At 45.9% G+C, this 17,291-nt stretch carries 20 protein-coding genes; all 20 read right to left on the bottom strand.

Translation table 11 applies throughout. The annotated features are described in order from the left end of the window. Positions 1-15: 15 nt before the first annotated feature. The 20 genes from atpG to VER99_RS14570 all read right to left on the bottom strand — a co-directional run bounded on the left by atpG (position 16) and on the right by VER99_RS14570 (position 16,866). The gene (atpG, locus tag VER99_RS14475) at positions 16-882 is read right to left on the bottom strand and encodes a F0F1 ATP synthase subunit gamma (protein ID WP_014233413.1); all 867 of its coding nucleotides are present in this window, start codon (positions 880-882) and stop codon (positions 16-18) included. A 44-nt stretch (positions 883-926) separates the two neighbouring features. Continuing rightward, positions 927-2,468 carry a F0F1 ATP synthase subunit alpha gene (gene atpA, locus VER99_RS14480; RefSeq protein WP_014233414.1) on the bottom strand — a complete coding sequence of 514 codons (1,542 nt, stop codon included), beginning with the start codon at positions 2,466-2,468 and terminating at the stop codon, positions 927-929. Positions 2,469-2,481: 13 nt separating this feature from the next. Then, the gene (atpH, locus tag VER99_RS14485; RefSeq protein WP_020333565.1) at positions 2,482-3,015 is read right to left on the bottom strand and encodes a F0F1 ATP synthase subunit delta; all 534 of its coding nucleotides are present in this window, start codon (positions 3,013-3,015) and stop codon (positions 2,482-2,484) included. 14 nt (positions 3,016-3,029) lie between these two features. After that, a complete protein-coding gene (gene atpF, locus VER99_RS14490; RefSeq protein ID WP_014233416.1) occupies positions 3,030-3,500 on the bottom strand; it encodes a F0F1 ATP synthase subunit B in 471 nt (156 codons plus the stop codon). 71 nt (positions 3,501-3,571) lie between these two features. Next, positions 3,572-3,826, bottom strand: coding sequence for a F0F1 ATP synthase subunit C (gene atpE, locus VER99_RS14495; RefSeq protein ID WP_002540812.1), 255 nt, complete (start codon positions 3,824-3,826; stop codon positions 3,572-3,574). 56 nt (positions 3,827-3,882) lie between these two features. Next, on the bottom strand, positions 3,883-4,695 hold the full coding sequence (gene atpB, locus VER99_RS14500; protein WP_014233417.1) for a F0F1 ATP synthase subunit A: 813 nt from the start codon (positions 4,693-4,695) through the stop codon (positions 3,883-3,885). Positions 4,696-4,703: 8 nt separating this feature from the next. Next, positions 4,704-5,093 (bottom strand): F0F1 ATP synthase subunit I, encoded by a 390-nt coding sequence (locus tag VER99_RS14505; protein WP_014233418.1) that lies wholly within the window; start codon positions 5,091-5,093, stop codon positions 4,704-4,706. Between the two features lie 189 nt (positions 5,094-5,282). Continuing rightward, positions 5,283-6,164, bottom strand: coding sequence for a ParB/RepB/Spo0J family partition protein (locus VER99_RS14510; RefSeq protein ID WP_020333570.1), 882 nt, complete (start codon positions 6,162-6,164; stop codon positions 5,283-5,285). Between the two features lie 24 nt (positions 6,165-6,188). After that, positions 6,189-6,962, bottom strand: a complete 774-nt coding sequence (locus VER99_RS14515; RefSeq protein ID WP_014233420.1) for a ParA family protein — start codon at positions 6,960-6,962, stop codon at positions 6,189-6,191. A 12-nt stretch (positions 6,963-6,974) separates the two neighbouring features. Next, positions 6,975-7,610: a 16S rRNA (guanine(527)-N(7))-methyltransferase RsmG gene (rsmG, locus tag VER99_RS14520; protein ID WP_020333571.1), complete on the bottom strand. Its 636-nt coding sequence runs from the start codon at positions 7,608-7,610 to the stop codon at positions 6,975-6,977. Then, entirely contained in the window at positions 7,610-9,505 is a 1,896-nt protein-coding gene (mnmG, locus tag VER99_RS14525; protein ID WP_020333572.1) for a tRNA uridine-5-carboxymethylaminomethyl(34) synthesis enzyme MnmG, read from the bottom strand. The genes rsmG and mnmG overlap by 1 nt, the downstream gene beginning before the upstream one ends. A gap of 476 nt (positions 9,506-9,981) precedes the next feature. Then, positions 9,982-10,416 (bottom strand): FMN-binding protein MioC, encoded by a 435-nt coding sequence (mioC, locus tag VER99_RS14530; RefSeq protein ID WP_020333573.1) that lies wholly within the window; start codon positions 10,414-10,416, stop codon positions 9,982-9,984. Positions 10,417-10,511: 95 nt separating this feature from the next. After that, positions 10,512-11,873, bottom strand: coding sequence for a tRNA uridine-5-carboxymethylaminomethyl(34) synthesis GTPase MnmE (mnmE, locus tag VER99_RS14535; protein ID WP_020333574.1), 1,362 nt, complete (start codon positions 11,871-11,873; stop codon positions 10,512-10,514). A 133-nt stretch (positions 11,874-12,006) separates the two neighbouring features. Beyond that, entirely contained in the window at positions 12,007-13,629 is a 1,623-nt protein-coding gene (gene yidC / locus VER99_RS14540) for a membrane protein insertase YidC (RefSeq protein ID WP_014230417.1), read from the bottom strand. A gap of 2 nt (positions 13,630-13,631) precedes the next feature. Continuing rightward, positions 13,632-13,889, bottom strand: coding sequence for a membrane protein insertion efficiency factor YidD (gene yidD / locus VER99_RS14545; RefSeq protein WP_005378822.1), 258 nt, complete (start codon positions 13,887-13,889; stop codon positions 13,632-13,634). After that, complete coding sequence (gene rnpA / locus VER99_RS14550; protein WP_020333575.1) at positions 13,856-14,179, bottom strand: ribonuclease P protein component; 324 nt, start codon at positions 14,177-14,179, stop codon at positions 13,856-13,858. The genes yidD and rnpA overlap by 34 nt, the downstream gene beginning before the upstream one ends. A gap of 46 nt (positions 14,180-14,225) precedes the next feature. Continuing rightward, positions 14,226-14,360, bottom strand: coding sequence for a 50S ribosomal protein L34 (gene rpmH / locus VER99_RS14555; protein ID WP_005378825.1), 135 nt, complete (start codon positions 14,358-14,360; stop codon positions 14,226-14,228). 241 nt (positions 14,361-14,601) lie between these two features. Continuing rightward, positions 14,602-15,339 carry an amino acid ABC transporter ATP-binding protein gene (locus tag VER99_RS14560; protein WP_020333576.1) on the bottom strand — a complete coding sequence of 246 codons (738 nt, stop codon included), beginning with the start codon at positions 15,337-15,339 and terminating at the stop codon, positions 14,602-14,604. After that, positions 15,336-16,007 carry an amino acid ABC transporter permease gene (locus tag VER99_RS14565; protein ID WP_014230420.1) on the bottom strand — a complete coding sequence of 224 codons (672 nt, stop codon included), beginning with the start codon at positions 16,005-16,007 and terminating at the stop codon, positions 15,336-15,338. Before VER99_RS14565 ends, VER99_RS14560 begins: the two co-directional genes overlap by 4 nt. A 112-nt stretch (positions 16,008-16,119) precedes the next feature. Continuing rightward, on the bottom strand, positions 16,120-16,866 hold the full coding sequence (locus VER99_RS14570) for an amino acid ABC transporter substrate-binding protein (protein WP_014230421.1): 747 nt from the start codon (positions 16,864-16,866) through the stop codon (positions 16,120-16,122). Positions 16,867-17,291: the final 425 nt, after the last annotated feature.

Consider the following 17,291-nt stretch of genomic DNA (forward strand, 5'->3'; position numbering starts at 1 on the left):
TCGTTTTACCTAAGCTTAAACCGCAGATGCACCACCAACGATTTCCGACAGTTCTTGTGTGATCGCAGCCTGACGGGCTTTGTTGTACACAAGTTCCAAATCATCAATCAAGTTGGTTGCGTTATCCGTTGCAGCCTTCATCGCAATCATTCGAGCCGCTTGCTCACAAGCAAGGTTCTCTACCACACCTTGGTATACCTGAGACTCTACGTAACGCACTAGTAGCGTATCCAGTAGAGGTTTTGGCTCAGGCTCATAGATGTAGTCCCATGAGTGCTCACGCTGCATCTCTTTGCTGTCCGATTTAGGCAAAGGTAGCAATTGATCGATCGTTGGTTGCTGAACCATAGTGTTCACAAACTTGTTGAACACTACGTATAGACGGTCCAGTTCACCTTCATCGTATTTCTTAAGCATTACGCCAACAGAACCGATTAGGTCTTCCAGGCTTGGATTATCACCAAGGCCAGAAACCTGTGCCGCAACTTTTGCGCCACCATGTTTAAAGAAACCGGTCGCTTTTGAGCCAATTACCGCTAGCTCAATTTCAGCACCTTTTTCTTTCCATGCTTGCATGTCTGTAACGGCTTTCTTGAACACGTTAATGTTCAAACCACCACACAGACCACGGTCTGTCGAAACGATGATGTAACCAACACGTTTAGCTTCACGCTCTTCTAGGTACGGATGACGGTACTCTAGATTTGCGTTTGCCACATGACCGATCACTTTACGCATTGTTTCAGCGTATGGACGAGAAGCTTCCATTGCATCTTGAGAGCGACGCATTTTTGAAGCTGCTACCATTTCCATCGCTTTCGTAATTTTCTGCGTGCTTTTAACACTACCGATTTTATTACGTATCTCTTTTGCGCCGGCCATCGTTACTCTCCGTTAGTTGGTGGCAGAAACTGCCACCGACCTAATTACCAAGTTTGGGTTGCTTTGAAGTCGTCAGTCAGTTTCTTCAACTGAGCTTCGATTTCATCGTTGTAAGCACCAGACTTGTCGATCTCAGCTGCTAGTTCAGCGTATTGACCGCGAGCGTACGATAGTAGAGCCGCCTCGAAATCTAGAACTTTGTTTAGTTCTATATCATCAAGGTAACCGCGCTCTGCCGCGAAGATAGTTAGCGCTTGGTCAAATACAGACATTGGAGCGTACTGCTTCTGCTTCATTAGTTCTGTAACTTTTTGACCATGGTCTAGCTGTTTCTTCGTTGCTTCATCAAGGTCAGAAGAGAACTGAGCAAATGCTGCTAGTTCGCGGTATGCAGCTAGTGCTGTACGGATACCACCTGATAGTTTCTTGATGATTTTCGTCTGAGCTGAACCACCTACACGAGATACTGAGATACCAGGGTCAACAGCTGGACGTACGCCTGCGTTGAATAGCTCAGTTTGTAGGAAGATCTGACCATCGGTAATTGAGATTACGTTAGTCGGTACGAATGCTGAAACGTCACCTGCTTGAGTTTCGATGATAGGAAGAGCAGTCAAAGAACCAGTCTTACCTTTCACTTCACCGTTAGTGAAACGCTCTACGTACTCTTCGCTTACACGAGCTGCACGCTCTAGTAGACGAGAGTGTAAGTAGAATACGTCACCTGGGAATGCCTCACGGCCTGGTGGACGTTTAAGTAGTAGAGAGATCTGACGGTAAGCTACTGCTTGCTTAGATAGATCATCGTAAACAATCAGTGCGTCTTCGCCGCGATCGCGGAAGTATTCACCCATCGCACAACCTGCGTATGGCGCTAAGTATTGTAGCGCTGCAGATTCAGAAGCGGATGCAACTACAACGATAGTGTTTTGTAGTGCGCCGTGCTCTTCTAGTTTGCGAACCACGTTAGCAATAGTCGATGCTTTCTGACCGATTGCTACGTAGATTGAGAAAATACCAGAGTCTTTCTGGTTGATGATCGCATCGATCGCCAGTGCTGTTTTACCAATCTGACGGTCACCGATGATAAGTTCACGCTGACCACGACCGATTGGGATCATTGAGTCAACTGACTTATAACCAGTTTGCACAGGTTGGTCTACCGATTTACGGTCGATTACACCTGGTGCGATCACTTCTACAGGCGAAGTCATTTTCGCTTCGATTGGACCTTTACCATCGATAGGCTCACCCAGCGTGTTTACTACGCGGCCTAGTAGTTCTGGACCAACTGGCACTTCAAGAATGCGGCCAGTACCTGTAACTTTCATGCCTTCCCTAAGGTCAGCATATGGGCCCATTACAACTGCACCAACCGAGTCACGCTCAAGGTTAAGTGCCAGTGCAAAACGGCCACCCGGTAATTCAATCATTTCACCTTGCATCACGTCCGCTAGGCCGTGGATGCGGATGATACCATCGCTTACCGATACGATAGTACCCTCGTTACGAGCTTCACTAACAACTTCGAAAGATTCGATACGTTGTTTGATCAGATCGCTAATTTCCGTGGAATTAAGTTGCATGCTCCAATCCCCATTAAGACTGCAATGCATCGCTCAGGCGGTTCAAACGACCACGCGCTGAGTCATCGATGACTAGGTCTCCGGCTCGAATAATAACCCCACCAAGTAGGGTCTCATCTACACTGCAATTCAGCTTCACTTTACGTTCAAGACGCGCTTCAAGTTTGCTGCCGATATTTGCAAGCTGTTCATCAGAAAGTTCTGACGCTGAAATTACTTCAACATCAACTTCTTTCTCATGCTCTTTCTTCAGAATGAAGAATTGCTCACAAACATCGGGAAGGGCCGTTAAACGACCATTCTCAGCCATCACCTTTAAAAGGTTTTGACCGTTTGCATCAACTTGGTCACCGCAAACTGCAACAAATATTTCTGCCATTTTTTCAGCAGAGAATGAACTGGTTAGCAGTTCACTCATTTGTTCGTTTTTAGCAACTTCAGCAGCAAAAGACAGCATTTGACCCCATTGGTCGAGTTGGTCTTTTTCTACCGCAAAGTCGAAGGCTGCTTTAGCATAGGGGCGTGCGATTGTAGTCAAATCAGACATATGCGCCCCCAGACTTAAAGTTTTGCAGTAATGTTGTCGAGAATATCTTTTTGCGCATCTTTATCGATAGTACGCTCAAGGATTTTCTCAGCACCAGCTACAGCCAGAGTAGCAACTTGTTTGCGCAGCTCATCGCGTGCACGATTACGCTCAGCTTCAAGTTCAGCTTCTGCTTGCGTTAGGATTTTCTGGCGTTCTGCCTGAGCTTCCTCGCGAGCTTCTTCTAGAATTTGAGACTTACGCTTATTCGCTTGCTCGATGATCTCAGTTGCTGTGCGCTTCGCTTCTTTCAACTGATCAGAAGCGTTGGCTTGTGCTAGATCCAAGTCTTTAGCAGCACGTTCAGCTGCTTGAAGACCGTCAGCGATTTTCTTTTGACGTTCTTCGATCGCTTGCATCAATGGTGGCCATACATACTTCATGCAGAACCACACAAATAGTGCGAACGAGATTGCTTGACCTAGCAGAGTTGCGTTTATGTTCACAACAGCTACCCCTCTATTTGGACTTAGTGTTAATCAGTGACAAGCCGAAGCTCGTCCCGAGTTAAAGGTGATTAACCTAGTTGACCAACGAATGGGTTTGCGAAAGTGAATAGTAGCGCGATTACGATACCGATCATTGGAACCGCATCAAGTAGACCTGCGATGATGAACATCTTAACTTGTAGCATAGGAGCCATTTCTGGTTGACGTGCTGCACCTTCTAGGAATTTACCACCTAGCAGTGCGAAACCAATCGCTGTACCAAGAGAAGCAAGACCGACGATAATACCTACGGCGATTGCAGAAAAGCTCAGTAAAGTTTCCATTACTATCTCCAATTTATAGTTGTTGGCTTAGTGCCCAAATAAAAAAGCTAAAAAAATTAATGATCAGGATCTTCGTGTGCCATTGACAGGTAAACAATTGTCAACATCATGAATACGAAGGCTTGAATCGTAATAACCAAGATATGGAAGATTGCCCACGGTAGTGAACCCATCCATTGTAAGTACCATGGTAGCATTGCCGCACAAAGAATGAATACAACCTCACCCGCGAACATGTTACCGAATAGACGCATACCAAGTGATAGAGGTTTCGCAAGTAGCGATACCACTTCAATCAGTAGGTTAAACGGAATCATCAGTGGGTGATTGAATGGATGTAGTGCAAGTTCTTTTGCGAATCCACCTAGACCTTTCACTTTGATGCTGTAGAAAATCATCAATGCAAAAACGCCTAGAGCCATAGCCATGGTGATATTCACATCAGCAGACGGTACGACCTTAAGGTAAGGAATACCAAGCCAATGTTCTGCTGGGTATGGTAAGAAGTCGATCGGGACTAAGTCCATCACGTTCATCAAAAATACCCAACAAAAGATAGTCAGTGCTAAAGGCGCGATCAGTGGGTTGCGTCCATGGAACGTATCTTTGACGTTATCAGCGACAAATTCTACGATCATTTCTACAGCACACTGAAGCTTACCCGGTACACCCGCTGTTGTTCTCTTCGCTACTTTGTAAAAAATTCCGAGGAAAATTAAACCAGTAAACCAAGAAAAAAACAGGCTATCGATATGTACGTTCCAGAAACTTGTCTCCTCCGCAACTAAGCCTAACTTGTATAACGATAGGTTAGAAAGGTGGTGGGCAATGTATCCGGACGATGTTAGCGCTTCACCTGGCGCAGCCATAACTCATCCTATTTTTTGTTGTTAATGAATAGCACTGGTGCAAAGATATTAATACCTAGTACCAGCAAATAGGTTAGTTTGAGGGGAACAAGTTCCACCTGCATATACATGTAGGCGACATAGAACAGTGCAACCGTGATGAGAATTTTCAGTACTTCACCTGTATAGAAGGAGGCAGCGATGCGCTTGGCAGCGCGAGCTCCACTAAACATGAAAGCACATAATGCGAAAACTGCATTGGCAATGACAAAAATGCCCCCACCAATTAACGCTGAAAGTCCCCAATCAGGATTTACGGCTAACGCCATTCCTGCAGCCACAAAAATAACCGCGCCAGACTCGATCATTAACAATTGCCTTGCAAGCTCTCGTCCTGGTCTAGCTAACGCAGCTACCATGTATTCGTACCTCTAGTAATATCCACTTCGCACTAAACTCTCTGTGCAGGGAAATTGGCGAAAATTATACGTTCAGTCCAACCGAATGCAATTAAATTGCATCAAAAACTTACAGTTTTGTTTACAAAACGACAACTTTCGCACAAAATTCGAATTATTCAGTTAATTGACCTAAATCAATTATCTCACTTAGGCCTCAAGCTTGGCAATAAGTTGCTCTAATTTGTGAGGTTCATCAATACTTATCGTCAGTTTCGCTTTTCCGCTTGCAGAACGAACCAAAGAAACTTTAGCGTCAAGCATCTGGCTTAATTTATGCGACATTTGCATAGCTTCGGTATCTTCTTGTTGCCCTTTTTGCTCATTTTGTGGCGCTAAACACTTTTTTACTAACTGTTCGGTTTGACGAACAGTCATTTGTTTGTTTGCAACCTGCAAAGCGACTTCGATTTGCTGCTCACCTTCTAGAGCTAAAAGTGCACGGGCATGGCCCATTTCTAGTTTTTTATCAGCAACTAAGCGCTTTACTTCAAGCTCAAGCTGATTCAAACGCAGTAAGTTACTGACCGTCGTTCTTGATTTGCCTATCACGTCAGAAACCTGCTGGTGAGTCAGGGTAAACTCATCTTGCAAACGCTCCAGAGCCTGCGCCTCTTCGATGACATTGAGGTCTTCACGTTGAATGTTCTCAATCAACGCCATGGCAATCGCAGCGCGGTCTTCTACCTTTTTCACCAGGCATGGAACACGCTTCAATCCTGCTTGCTTAGCAGCGCGCCAACGTCGTTCACCAGCAATGATCTCGTATTGGCCACTATTCACCTGACGGACCACAATCGGCTGAATGATGCCTTGTGATTGAATGGAAGCCGCCAATTCTTCCAGCGCTTCTGGTGCCATATCTTTACGCGGTTGGTAGACACCCGGCTGCAATTGACCAATCGCGAGTTCAATTAACTCACCGTCTGCTGATAAGGCTTGGCTTTGCGATGCAATATGCTGTTTCTCACGAGCAAATGAACTGGTCGACAACAACGCATCCAGTCCTTTTCCTAGACCACGCTTAGACATGGGATTGAATTCCTTAGGTTAGAGTTAAACTGGGATTTCTTCGCGGCGAAGCATCTCACCCGCTAAGGCAAGATACGCTTTGGCACCCGCAGAGTACTTATCGTAATACATGGCAGGTTTACCATGGCTAGGCGCTTCGGCCAGACGAACATTACGTGGAATCACTGTGCGGTAAACTTTAGTACCAAAGTGCTTTTTAAGTTGATCGGATACTTCATTCGATAAGCGGTTGCGCGGATCGTACATAGTGCGTAACAAACCTTCAATTTTCAGGTTTTCATTCACTACCGCCGCTAATTTGCTAATTGTATCCATAAGAGCAGTTAAACCTTCTAACGCAAAGTATTCACATTGCATTGGCACCAACACTGAATCAGCTGCAGCCATAGCGTTGATTGTAAGAAGGTTTAGAGAAGGGGGACAATCGATAAAGATGAAATCATAGTTATCACGAACTGACGATAACGCATTTTTCAGGCGAACTTCGCGCGCGAAAACTTCCATCAGTTTGATTTCTGCTGCGGTAACATCACCGTTTGCTGCGATAAGATCATACTTTCCGGTTGTTTCAGAGCACACCACTTGTTCAAATGGCGTGTCTTCCACTAAAAGATCGTATGCGGTGGCATCCACCATGTACTTATCAACACCACTGGCCATCGTAGCATTACCTTGAGGGTCAAGATCGATAACCAAAACTTTGCGCTTTGTTGCCGCCATCGAAGCCGCTAAGTTAATGCACGTTGTTGTTTTGCCGACCCCACCTTTCTGGTTGGCGATTGCTACAATTTTACCCACACGACTACCTCGCTAATTTTCCTTGCGCGATAAGATTACTAGATGACGATCCCCTTCCAACTCAGGAACAGTCAAAGATACGACATCGGTCACATAACACCACTCAGGAAGCAGATCTATTTCATCTTTAGGGTGCTGACCTTTCAATGCAAGAAACAATCCATTTTCCTGTTTCGGCAGATGGTGACACCATTCCACCATATCCGTCATTGAAGCAAAAGCACGACTCAACACACCATCGAATTTTTCTTCAGGCTGGAACTCTTCTACGCGGCTTTGGACCGGAGTGACGTTCTTCAGACCTAGTGTGTGCACGACCTGTTTTAGAAAACGAATGCGTTTACCCAAGCTGTCGAGCAGGTAGAATTCTTTGTCCGGATTCATGATCGCTAATGGGATACCCGGTAATCCAGGGCCAGTACCAACGTCGATAAAGCGCTTACCTGGTAAGTGAGCGCTAACCACTATGCTATCAAGAATATGTTTCACTAACATCTCAAGTGGGTCACGTACTGACGTCAAATTGTACGCTTTGTTCCATTTGTCGAGCAATTCAACATAACCGACCAGCTGATCACGTTGCTTTTCTGACACTTCAAGGTCGGTTTGAGCAATCAATGCATCCAGTTTAGTTCGAAGTACACTCATTACTCGTCCTCACCTTTTTTCAGTAAGCCATGCTTCTTCAGGTGAACCAGTAGAATAGAAATAGCAGCTGGTGTAATTCCTGAAATACGAGATGCGATACCGATGCTTTCAGGCTTCGCTTCACTTAATTTTGCCACTACCTCGTTCGATAGACCTTTTACTTGTTTGTAATCCAGATCAACCGGTAACTTGGTGTGTTCGTGGCGGAGTGACTTCTCGATCTCCTCTTGCTGACGCTTGATGTAGCCATCGTATTTCACCTGGATTTCAACCTGCTCAGCAGCCTGTTGATCGTCCAAAGCTGGTGCAAATGCGTCTAATTGAGTCAACTGAGAGTATGAGATCTCTGGTCGACGCAGCAGATCCTCACCACTGGCTTCACGCGCCATTGGTGTTTTTAGCAGTTTGTTGAGCTCATCGATGCCCGCTGAGTTTGGATTCATCCAGGTTGACTTCAGGCGTTGACGCTCCGTTTCCATGTTTTCGATTTTTTCATTGAATCGTGCCCAACGCACATCATCAACCAAACCAAGCTCACGCGCTTTTTCCGTTAAACGTAAATCAGCATTGTCTTCACGTAGCAACAGACGGTATTCCGCGCGAGACGTAAACATGCGGTACGGTTCTTTGGTGCCCATGGTGGATAGGTCATCAATCAATACGCCCATGTAAGCCTGATCACGACGTGGGTTCCAGCCTTCTTTGCCCTGGCTGTACAAACTTGCGTTCAAACCCGCCATCAAGCCTTGAGCGGCCGCTTCTTCGTACCCGGTTGTACCGTTAATTTGGCCTGCAAAGAACAAACCATGGATAAATTTCGTTTCGTACGTCTGCTTCAAATCACGAGGATCAAAGAAATCGTACTCAATCGCGTAACCCGGACGCACAATGTGTGCGTTCTCAAAACCTTTCATTGAACGAACAATTTGTACCTGAACATCAAACGGCAAGCTGGTCGAAATACCATTCGGGTACAGCTCGTTGGTTGTCAGGCCTTCTGGCTCGATAAAAATCTGGTGACTGTTTTTGTCAGCAAAACGCATCACTTTGTCTTCAATCGATGGACAGTAACGAGGACCAATGCCTTCGATAACGCCAGCGTACATCGGACTGCGATCAAGGTTAGCGCGGATCACATCGTGTGTACTTTCGTTGGTGTGAGTGATGAAACACGGAATTTGACGTGGATGTTGCTCACGATTACCCAGAAATGAGAATACTGGTGTTGGGTTATCTCCGTGTTGCTCTTCGAGTACAGAGAAATCAACGGTGCGAGCATCAATACGTGGTGGTGTCCCTGTTTTGAGACGATCCACGCGGAATGGCAGTTCACGTAGACGATCAGCAAGTGCGATCGATGGTGGATCACCTGCACGGCCACCAGAAGAACTTTCCATACCGATATGGATCTTACCACCCAGGAAGGTACCAACCGTCAATACAACCGATTTGGCGTGGAATTTAAGACCCATTTGAGTCACGACACCAACCACATGATCCTGTTCAACAATCAGATCATCTACCGATTGTTGGAATAGCGTTAGGTTTGGTGCATTTTCTAATGCGCTGCGAACGTAGGCTTTGTAAAGGGCACGATCAGCTTGAGCACGAGTTGCTCGTACTGCCGGACCTTTAGAGGCATTAAGCGTTCTAAATTGAATACCTGCATGGTCAATAGCTTGCGCCATCAAACCGCCCATTGCATCCACTTCTTTAACTAAATGACCTTTACCAATACCACCAATCGCCGGATTACAAGACATTTGGCCTAATGTATCGATGTTATGGGTAAGGAGAAGCGTTTTTTGTCCTGTACGTGCAGATGCGAGTGCGGCTTCCGTTCCAGCATGTCCGCCACCAACAACAATGACGTCAAAATTTTCGTGATAAAGCATGAACCGACCTCAGGTATTCAAAGGATTTATTGGACAGATAAAGGAGCAGCATTTTACCTGCTTTATGCCACAGAGAAAATCGTTTTCTCGCTTTATCCATTTTAAGCTCCAAGTAATATATATATAAGATCTATATATATGATCTTTTATTAGATCTATTATTAGGATCGACCGTTTCTGTGGATAACCGAAAAATGATCAACAAGATCATGGATCTTCTTTGGATCATATCTTGTGATCTTGCTTGGATCTGATCGAGGATTAGCTGGGATCAAAATGGGTGGTTATACACAGGGGGGGGAAACGATCAAAGTTGTTCTTTGGATAACTAAAGGAAAGTAACTGGATATTAGCTTACTTATCCACAGTCTGGTTGCTCATTTTTTAATCGGTTGATTGGCTGCTTGGAGAAAAAGTTATTCACATCGGGTAGGACAGAGCCGCAATGCGACTCTGTAAGTAGGATAAAGTGGCAGTTAAAATCGTTCGATGTTCTCTTTTAGCCATTCTTCTGCGGCGTCTTCTGGCACTTCATGGCTAAGGACATCAATCTTTAAGCAGTCTGTGATTGGGGTTGCACCGATGTCTTCCAGTAAATCATACGCATGCTGTCCAGCGGCACAGAACGTATCATAGCTTGAGTCACCAATTGCAATCACAGCAAACCTAACATCCGTCATCTTTGGCGGTGTATTCTGTAGTGCGGCAATAAACGGCTGAATGTTATCTGGGTATTCACCTGCACCGTGAGTAGAGGTGATCACCAGCCAGGTGCCGTGATTGTCAATTGACGCCAATTCCGGTTGGTTGTGGATCGTGGTTTCAAATCCGTTCTCGATAAGTAGATCACTCAGGTGATCCCCCACGTATTCAGCGCCACCCAGGGTACTGCCTGTAATTATGTGGATCATTTATCTTCCTTATAAGCCATACTTGCGCTCGTACGATGAGCGAGGGTACAAAAAGAAACGCGGTGATAAACCTAAGCTTAACACCGCGCGTTATATTATTTGCCGATACAGAATGAAGAGAAAATACGGCCGAGCAAGTCGTCTGAGCTGAACTCCCCGGTAATCTCGTTCAGATGTTGCTGAGTGATGCGCAGCTCTTCTGCGAGTATCTCACCCGCCATATAGCCTTCAAGCTGCTCCTGACCGATTTGAAGGTGCTGTGCAGCGCGTTCTAATGCATCCAGATGACGGCGACGAGCCATAAAGCCACCCTCGGTATTACCCGAGAAGCCCATGCACTCTTTCAAATGTGCACGTAAGGCGTCAACACCAGTCCCTGTTTTTGCCGACAGGCGGATCAGAGTGGGGTTGTTCACATGACAGATCCCCATCTCTTCACCGGTTTGATCGGCTTTGTTGCGGATCACCGTCATACCAATACTGTCTGGCAGGCGATCAACAAAGTCGGGCCAGATGTCCTTTGGATCGGTCGCATCAGTTGTGGTGCCGTCGACCATAAACAGAACTCGGTCTGCTTGTGCAATTTCATCCCAAGCGCGCTCGATACCGATTTTTTCGACTTCATCGGAGGCGTCACGCAAGCCAGCAGTATCGATGATGTGCAGTGGCATACCATCAATGTGGATGTGTTCTCTCAGTACGTCACGAGTGGTACCTGCGATATCAGTCACGATGGCGGATTCTTTACCAGAGAGTGCGTTCAGAAGACTGGATTTACCTGCGTTAGGGCGACCCGCGATAACCACCTTCATACCTTCTCGCATAATTGCGCCTTGATTGGCTTCACGGCGCACGGCATCAAGGTTATCGATGATAGTTTGCAGATCTCCAGCCACTTTGCCGTCGGCAAGAAAATCAATTTCTTCTTCTGGGAAATCAATGGCAGCTTCTACATAGATGCGCAGGTGAATCAGTGATTCCACCAGCGTTTGAATGCGTTGAGAGAACTGGCCTTGCAGTGATTGCAGGGCTGATTTCGCCGCTTCTTCAGAACTGGCATCAATCAGGTCGGCAATCGCCTCTGCTTGCGTCAGGTCCATTTTATCGTTGAGGAATGCACGTTCAGAGAATTCCCCCGGACGTGCAGCACGCACGCCTTCAATGCCCAGGATACGTTTAATCAGCATGTCCATGACGACAGGGCCACCATGGCCTTGCAGTTCAAGTACATCTTCGCCGGTAAACGAATGTGGGTTAGGGAAGTACAGAGCGATGCCCTGGTCGAGCACAGCCCCGTTCTCTGCCTGAAATGGCAGATATTCTGCGTAGCGAGGTTTGAGTGTTTTACCCGTCACTTCCTCTGCCACCAAATTGGCCTTGGGGCCGGAAACACGAATAATGCCGACACCGCCACGACCAGGTGCGGTCGCTTGAGCGACAATCGTATCTGTAGTCATAATCTTGCCTTTTGAGCTGGGCTGTAGGGTTTATTGCCCTAGGGAGCCAGAACCAATTAATTAGCTGAATTGTAATCAGCCAAAAACAAAAAGGCGACCTTTTGGCCGCCTTTCTCAATCATTTCCTAAAGGATTACTTAGTGTGTAAGCCTTTTTTCTCTAATCCTTTATAGATCAGAGTTTGCTGGATAAGCGTAACGATGTTCGAAACCAACCAGTAAAGAACCAGACCTGATGGGAAGAACAGGAAGAAGAAGGTAAACATAACCGGCATGAAGGTCATGATCTTCTGCTGCATAGGATCCGTTACTGTTGTTGGGCTCATCTTCTGGATCATGAACATTGAAGCACCCATCAGTAGTGGCAGGATGTAGTATGGGTCCTGCGCTGAAAGGTCATGAATCCAACCGAAGAATGGAGAGTGACGTAGCTCAACCGACTCCATTAGTGCCCAGTATAGCGAGATGAAGATTGGCATCTGAAGGATAAGAGGTAGACAGCCACCAAGTGGGTTAACTTTCTCTTTCTTGTACAGTTCCATCATCTCTTGGCTCATACGCTGGCGGTCATCACCGATACGTTCACGCATTGCTTGCAGCTTAGGCTGTAGCATGCGCATTTTCGCCATAGATGTGTATTGAGCTTTTGTCAGTGGGTACATTGCACCACGAACCACGAAGGTCAACAGGATGATTGCCACACCCCAGTTAGACACGAAGCCGTGAATCATAGACAGTAGCCAGTGTAGTGGCTTCGCGATGAACCATAGCCAGCCGTAATCCACAACAAGGTCTAGGTTCGGCGCAACGGCTTCCATTTGATCCTGAAGTTTTGGACCTACCCATAGCGTTGCTTCAAACTTCGCTTGGTCACCATTTGCAATGGTCTTGTTCGGCATACGTACACCGATATCGCCCATATTACCGATTACACGAGTGTAAAGGTTTGTGCCTGGCTCGTTTCGTGGAATCCAAGCAGCAGCGAAGTAGTGTTGGATCATTGCTGCCCAACCTTGGCCATCTGCTAGGTTGATAGACAGGTTACGATCCTGCATATCATCAAAGCTGTATTTTTTGTAACGCGTATCTTCTGTAGAGAAAGCACCGCCGCGGTATGTTGGCATCGTGATGCTGCCGCCATCGTCCATTAGGTTTTGACGCAGGTGAGCGTACATACCAAATGTTGCGTTGTTACCTGAGTTGTTAACTACATCGTACTCAACGTTAAGTGCGTAGCTGCCGCGCTTAAAGATGTAAGTCTTCGTGTACTCAAGGCCGTTTGCTGTGAAAGTCATCGGAACGCGCAGTTCGTCTTGACCATCAGCAAGCGTAAAGCTGTCTGCACTTACATTGTAGTGAGGGCGGTTAGTGCTGCTAAGGTCGATACCCTGTGGACCCACAAGGCCGCTTTGCGCGATGAACTGGTGACCTTGAGTGTCTTTTAGCAGAACAAACGGGTCAGCAGAATCAAGTTCAGCAGAATATTGATTTAGGTCGGCATGTACCACATCGCCACCAACGGTGTCGATCGACAGAGTTAAAACATCAGTCGTTACTGTGATAGTTTTTGCAGAAGCTTGCTGGTGTCCCGGAGCTGGGTCTAGATCATCAGCAAAAGATGGTGCAGGTAGACTGCTGTTTGATTGAGCCTGTTCAACTGCTTGAGGTTCTGGATTCTTCGCTACTTGCCATTGTTGAAACAGCAAAAAAGAAACCAGGGCCAAACCGATGAGCAGGATATTACGTTGAGAATCCATCGTTAGTTATCTCTGTCTTGTTTTTGGACTGGTGGAACGGGGTCATACCCCCCTTCATTCAAAGGGTGGCATTTTAATAGACGTTTGCCTGATAACCAACATCCTTTTACAAAACCGTGAGCTCTCAAAGCTTCTAGCGCGTAAGTGGAACAAGTTGGTGTGAACCGGCAACGAGGACCAATCAAAGGGCTGATAAACCAGCGATACAGATAAACGAGCCCAATGGCTATCCACGTGAAGGGCGAGACAGGCGTTGCCATAGCTTATCAAACAATTTAAATAATTCCTCATTGCTTAAATCTTGCGCGCTTTTCTTCGCGATCACAACAAAATCTTTGTTTGGAAGTTGATGTTGCTTATTACGGAAGCTTTCACGAGCCAGGCGCTTAAATCGGTTACGACCGACGGCAGTTTTAATCTGCTTTTTCGGAACGGCTAGACCTAATCGTGGATGAGAAAGAGTGTTATTGCGAGCAATGATGGTGAAATGAGGCGAGCCAGCACGATGAGCCTGCTGGAAGACGTTTTGATAATGCTCGGGAGTTAACAAACGTAACTCCCGATTAAACGCGTACGTGTTCAAAATAAACTAGCGATTATTTTGATAGGCGCGCACGGCCTTTTGCACGACGTGCGTTGATAACTTTACGACCGTTCTTAGTTGCCATGCGAGCACGGAAGCCGTGAGTACGCTTGCGCTTTAGAACTGTAGGTTGAAAAGTGCGTTTCATGATAATTACCTTTACTGATCAGTAGTTTTAGGTTCTTGTTAAACCCGGCGTGGGCACATGCTTTCTTATATAAAGAAGCTCTTTACATAGAGAAGGCAACCGACGCCTCTCAACAAAGAGGCGGAATTGTAATCACACTCACATAATGTGTCAATGACTCAATGCGTATGAAATTCCGGCCGGGCGATTATACGTAGTGTGAGTAAAATCTCAAGGATCAATCGATCCTATACCTTGATCGTTACTCTATTCCCACTTGGTTAAGGAATTTTTTCAAACGAGGATCTTGTGGATTATCGAAGATATCCTGTGGAGAACCTTGTTCAACAATATTGCCTTCCGCCATGAAGATCACTCGATCGGCGACTTCTTTGGCAAATTGCATTTCATGTGTCACCACCAGCATGGTTTGATGCTGATTAGCTAACTTCTTCATTAATGACAACACTTCGCCAACCCATTCTGGATCCAGAGCCGAAGTGGGTTCATCAAAGAGCAGAAGCTCTGGTTGCAGTGCCATGGCTCGACCAATGCCGACACGCTGCTGCTGGCCACCAGATAGTGCGGCAGGGTAGCTGTCGCCTTTATCACCAAGGCCAATATCGTCCAGAATCTGCTGAGCGCGAGTCAGTGCTTCCTGTTTCTTCCAGCCACGCACGGTAATCAAACCTTCAGCAATATTCTGGCGAGCGGTCATATGAGCAAACAGAGCGTAGTTCTGGAACACAAACCCAGTGCGACGACGTAAAGCCAGTACTTCGGCTTTGGTGTGTTTATTTACATCTACCGACACATCATCAATCGTGATGCGCCCTTCGTCAGCTTGTTCTAAAAAGTTAACCGTGCGTAATAAGGTGGATTTACCGGTACCACTGGAGCCAATGATAACGATGATTTCACCTTGTTTGATGTCGATATCGATGCCTTTGAGTACTTCAGTATCACCAAAGCGCTTATGAATATTCTCTAATTTAATCATCGAACGTACGCCTTATTCAGTTTCGCTTCAGCCCAAATTTGAACGCGGGTCAGAATCACGACCACGCCCCAATAAATCAGAGCGACGGCAAGGAAAGCTTCAAAGAATCGGAAGCTGGATGATGCTTCCATCTGCGCTTTAGCCATGATTTCTGCCACGCCCAGCGTAAAGGCGAGGGAAGTCGATTTAATCATATCGATGAAGTAGTTCATCAGAGATGGCAGCGCAACACGTGTCGCTTGCGGCAAGATTACTCGACGCATCGCCTGAGTGGTCGTCATGCCCACCGATAAGCTCGCTTCCATCTGGCTGCGATCAATACCGATGATTGCCGCTCGAATACTCTCTGCCATGTAGGCGGCAAAGTGGAGGGTTAAACCGATCACGGCCGCAGAGAAAGCGTCGAGGCCAACCATAAATGGAAAGATTTGCGGTAAGCCGTAATAAAGCAGGAACAGCTGAACTAAAAGTGGGGTTCCTCGGAAAAAGCTGATGTACAGCTGGCTCAATTGATCGAGTACTGGAACCTTAAAAACGCGGATATTGGCTAAAATGATGGAAAGAATCAGTGAGAACACCAATCCCCATGTTGCCATTTCCATGGTTGTGCCAAGATATTTGAGCAATATCGGCAACAGTTCCAACATGTAATTAAAATCAAATCCCATTCGGCATTCCTGAACGCTAGAGAAAAGAAAAGGTGGAAAACTATGTTCCACCTTCACGTAATTTTATAGAGGTGAGGAGGGTATCTCTCCGCACCTTATATTTCAAAGTGTTTTATTTGGTAATGTCGGCACCAAACCACTTCACGGAAATCTTCTCAACCGTACCGTCTGCACGCATTTCTGCAAGTGCTTTGTTAACTTCAGCTTGTAGCTTTTGACCTTTTTCGTTGTTTACGAACGGCCAGGCATTTTGAATGGTTTCAAATGGTTCGCCAGCTAATTCTAGTGGAAGACCAGTTTTCTTGATCAGCTCTAGTGCTGACAGACGATCCATAACAAAAGCGTCAGAACGACCTAAAGCAACATCGTGCTCGATACCTGTATCGTATGTCTTGATGTTGATTTTGCCGTCTTTATCGTACTTACGAAGAAGCTGCTCAAAGTTCGAACCTAGGTTTACTGCTACGGTTTTGCCAGCCAGATCATCGATGCCTTTGATGCTGTCGTTACCTTTACGTACTGTGATTTGTGCACCGTCAACCACGTATGGGTCAGCAAACAGATATTTTGCCTTACGTTCTTCTGTCATGGTGATCTGGTTTGAGATCGTGTCGATTCGACCCGTTTCTAACAGACCAAACAAACCAGAAAAGTTCGCAGTGACGTATTCGATCTTGTAATCATTGCGTTTACCAATCTCGTCCCACATATCCACTTCAAAGCCTTGTAGCTTATCTTGCTTTACAAAAGTGAATGGGAAGTAGCGGCCTGACATGCCAACTTTTACTTCTGTTGCTGCTTGAACAGTCGCCGCAGATAGTGCAATAGCCGCCACAGCAACCTTAATCCAGTTTTTCATCATAAATCTCCACAATTTTATGGTCAGATATACTACTGTTAAATAACTCAATTAAATAATAACCAAGTGCAATAATCTAGACCGTAGTGTAATAAGTTATTTGTCTAATCTATCATAATTACATTTTTACAAACTACTAACAAAAACGATCTCATTGATGACTGGAGATTAAAAAATCCCTGCCGGAAATAAAATAATACACAGAGTTATCACCAATCACATGATCTGGCCATTTTTGCCCAATTGTGGATCGTTATGTGGGCAAAGTTGGGGCAAGGTGTGTTGATCTCACTATGTTTGACGAAATAATTGTGAATAACTTCGATCTTATTCACTGGATCGTCGATCAATTGCTGGCGATCTTGGTTATCAACAGGTAAAATTGCCAGTCTTTTCCGATAATTCAACTACTCAGTGGGGGCGCC

The sequence above is a fragment of the Vibrio natriegens NBRC 15636 = ATCC 14048 = DSM 759 genome, assembly GCF_035621455.1.
GTDB lineage: Bacteria > Pseudomonadota > Gammaproteobacteria > Enterobacterales > Vibrionaceae > Vibrio > Vibrio natriegens.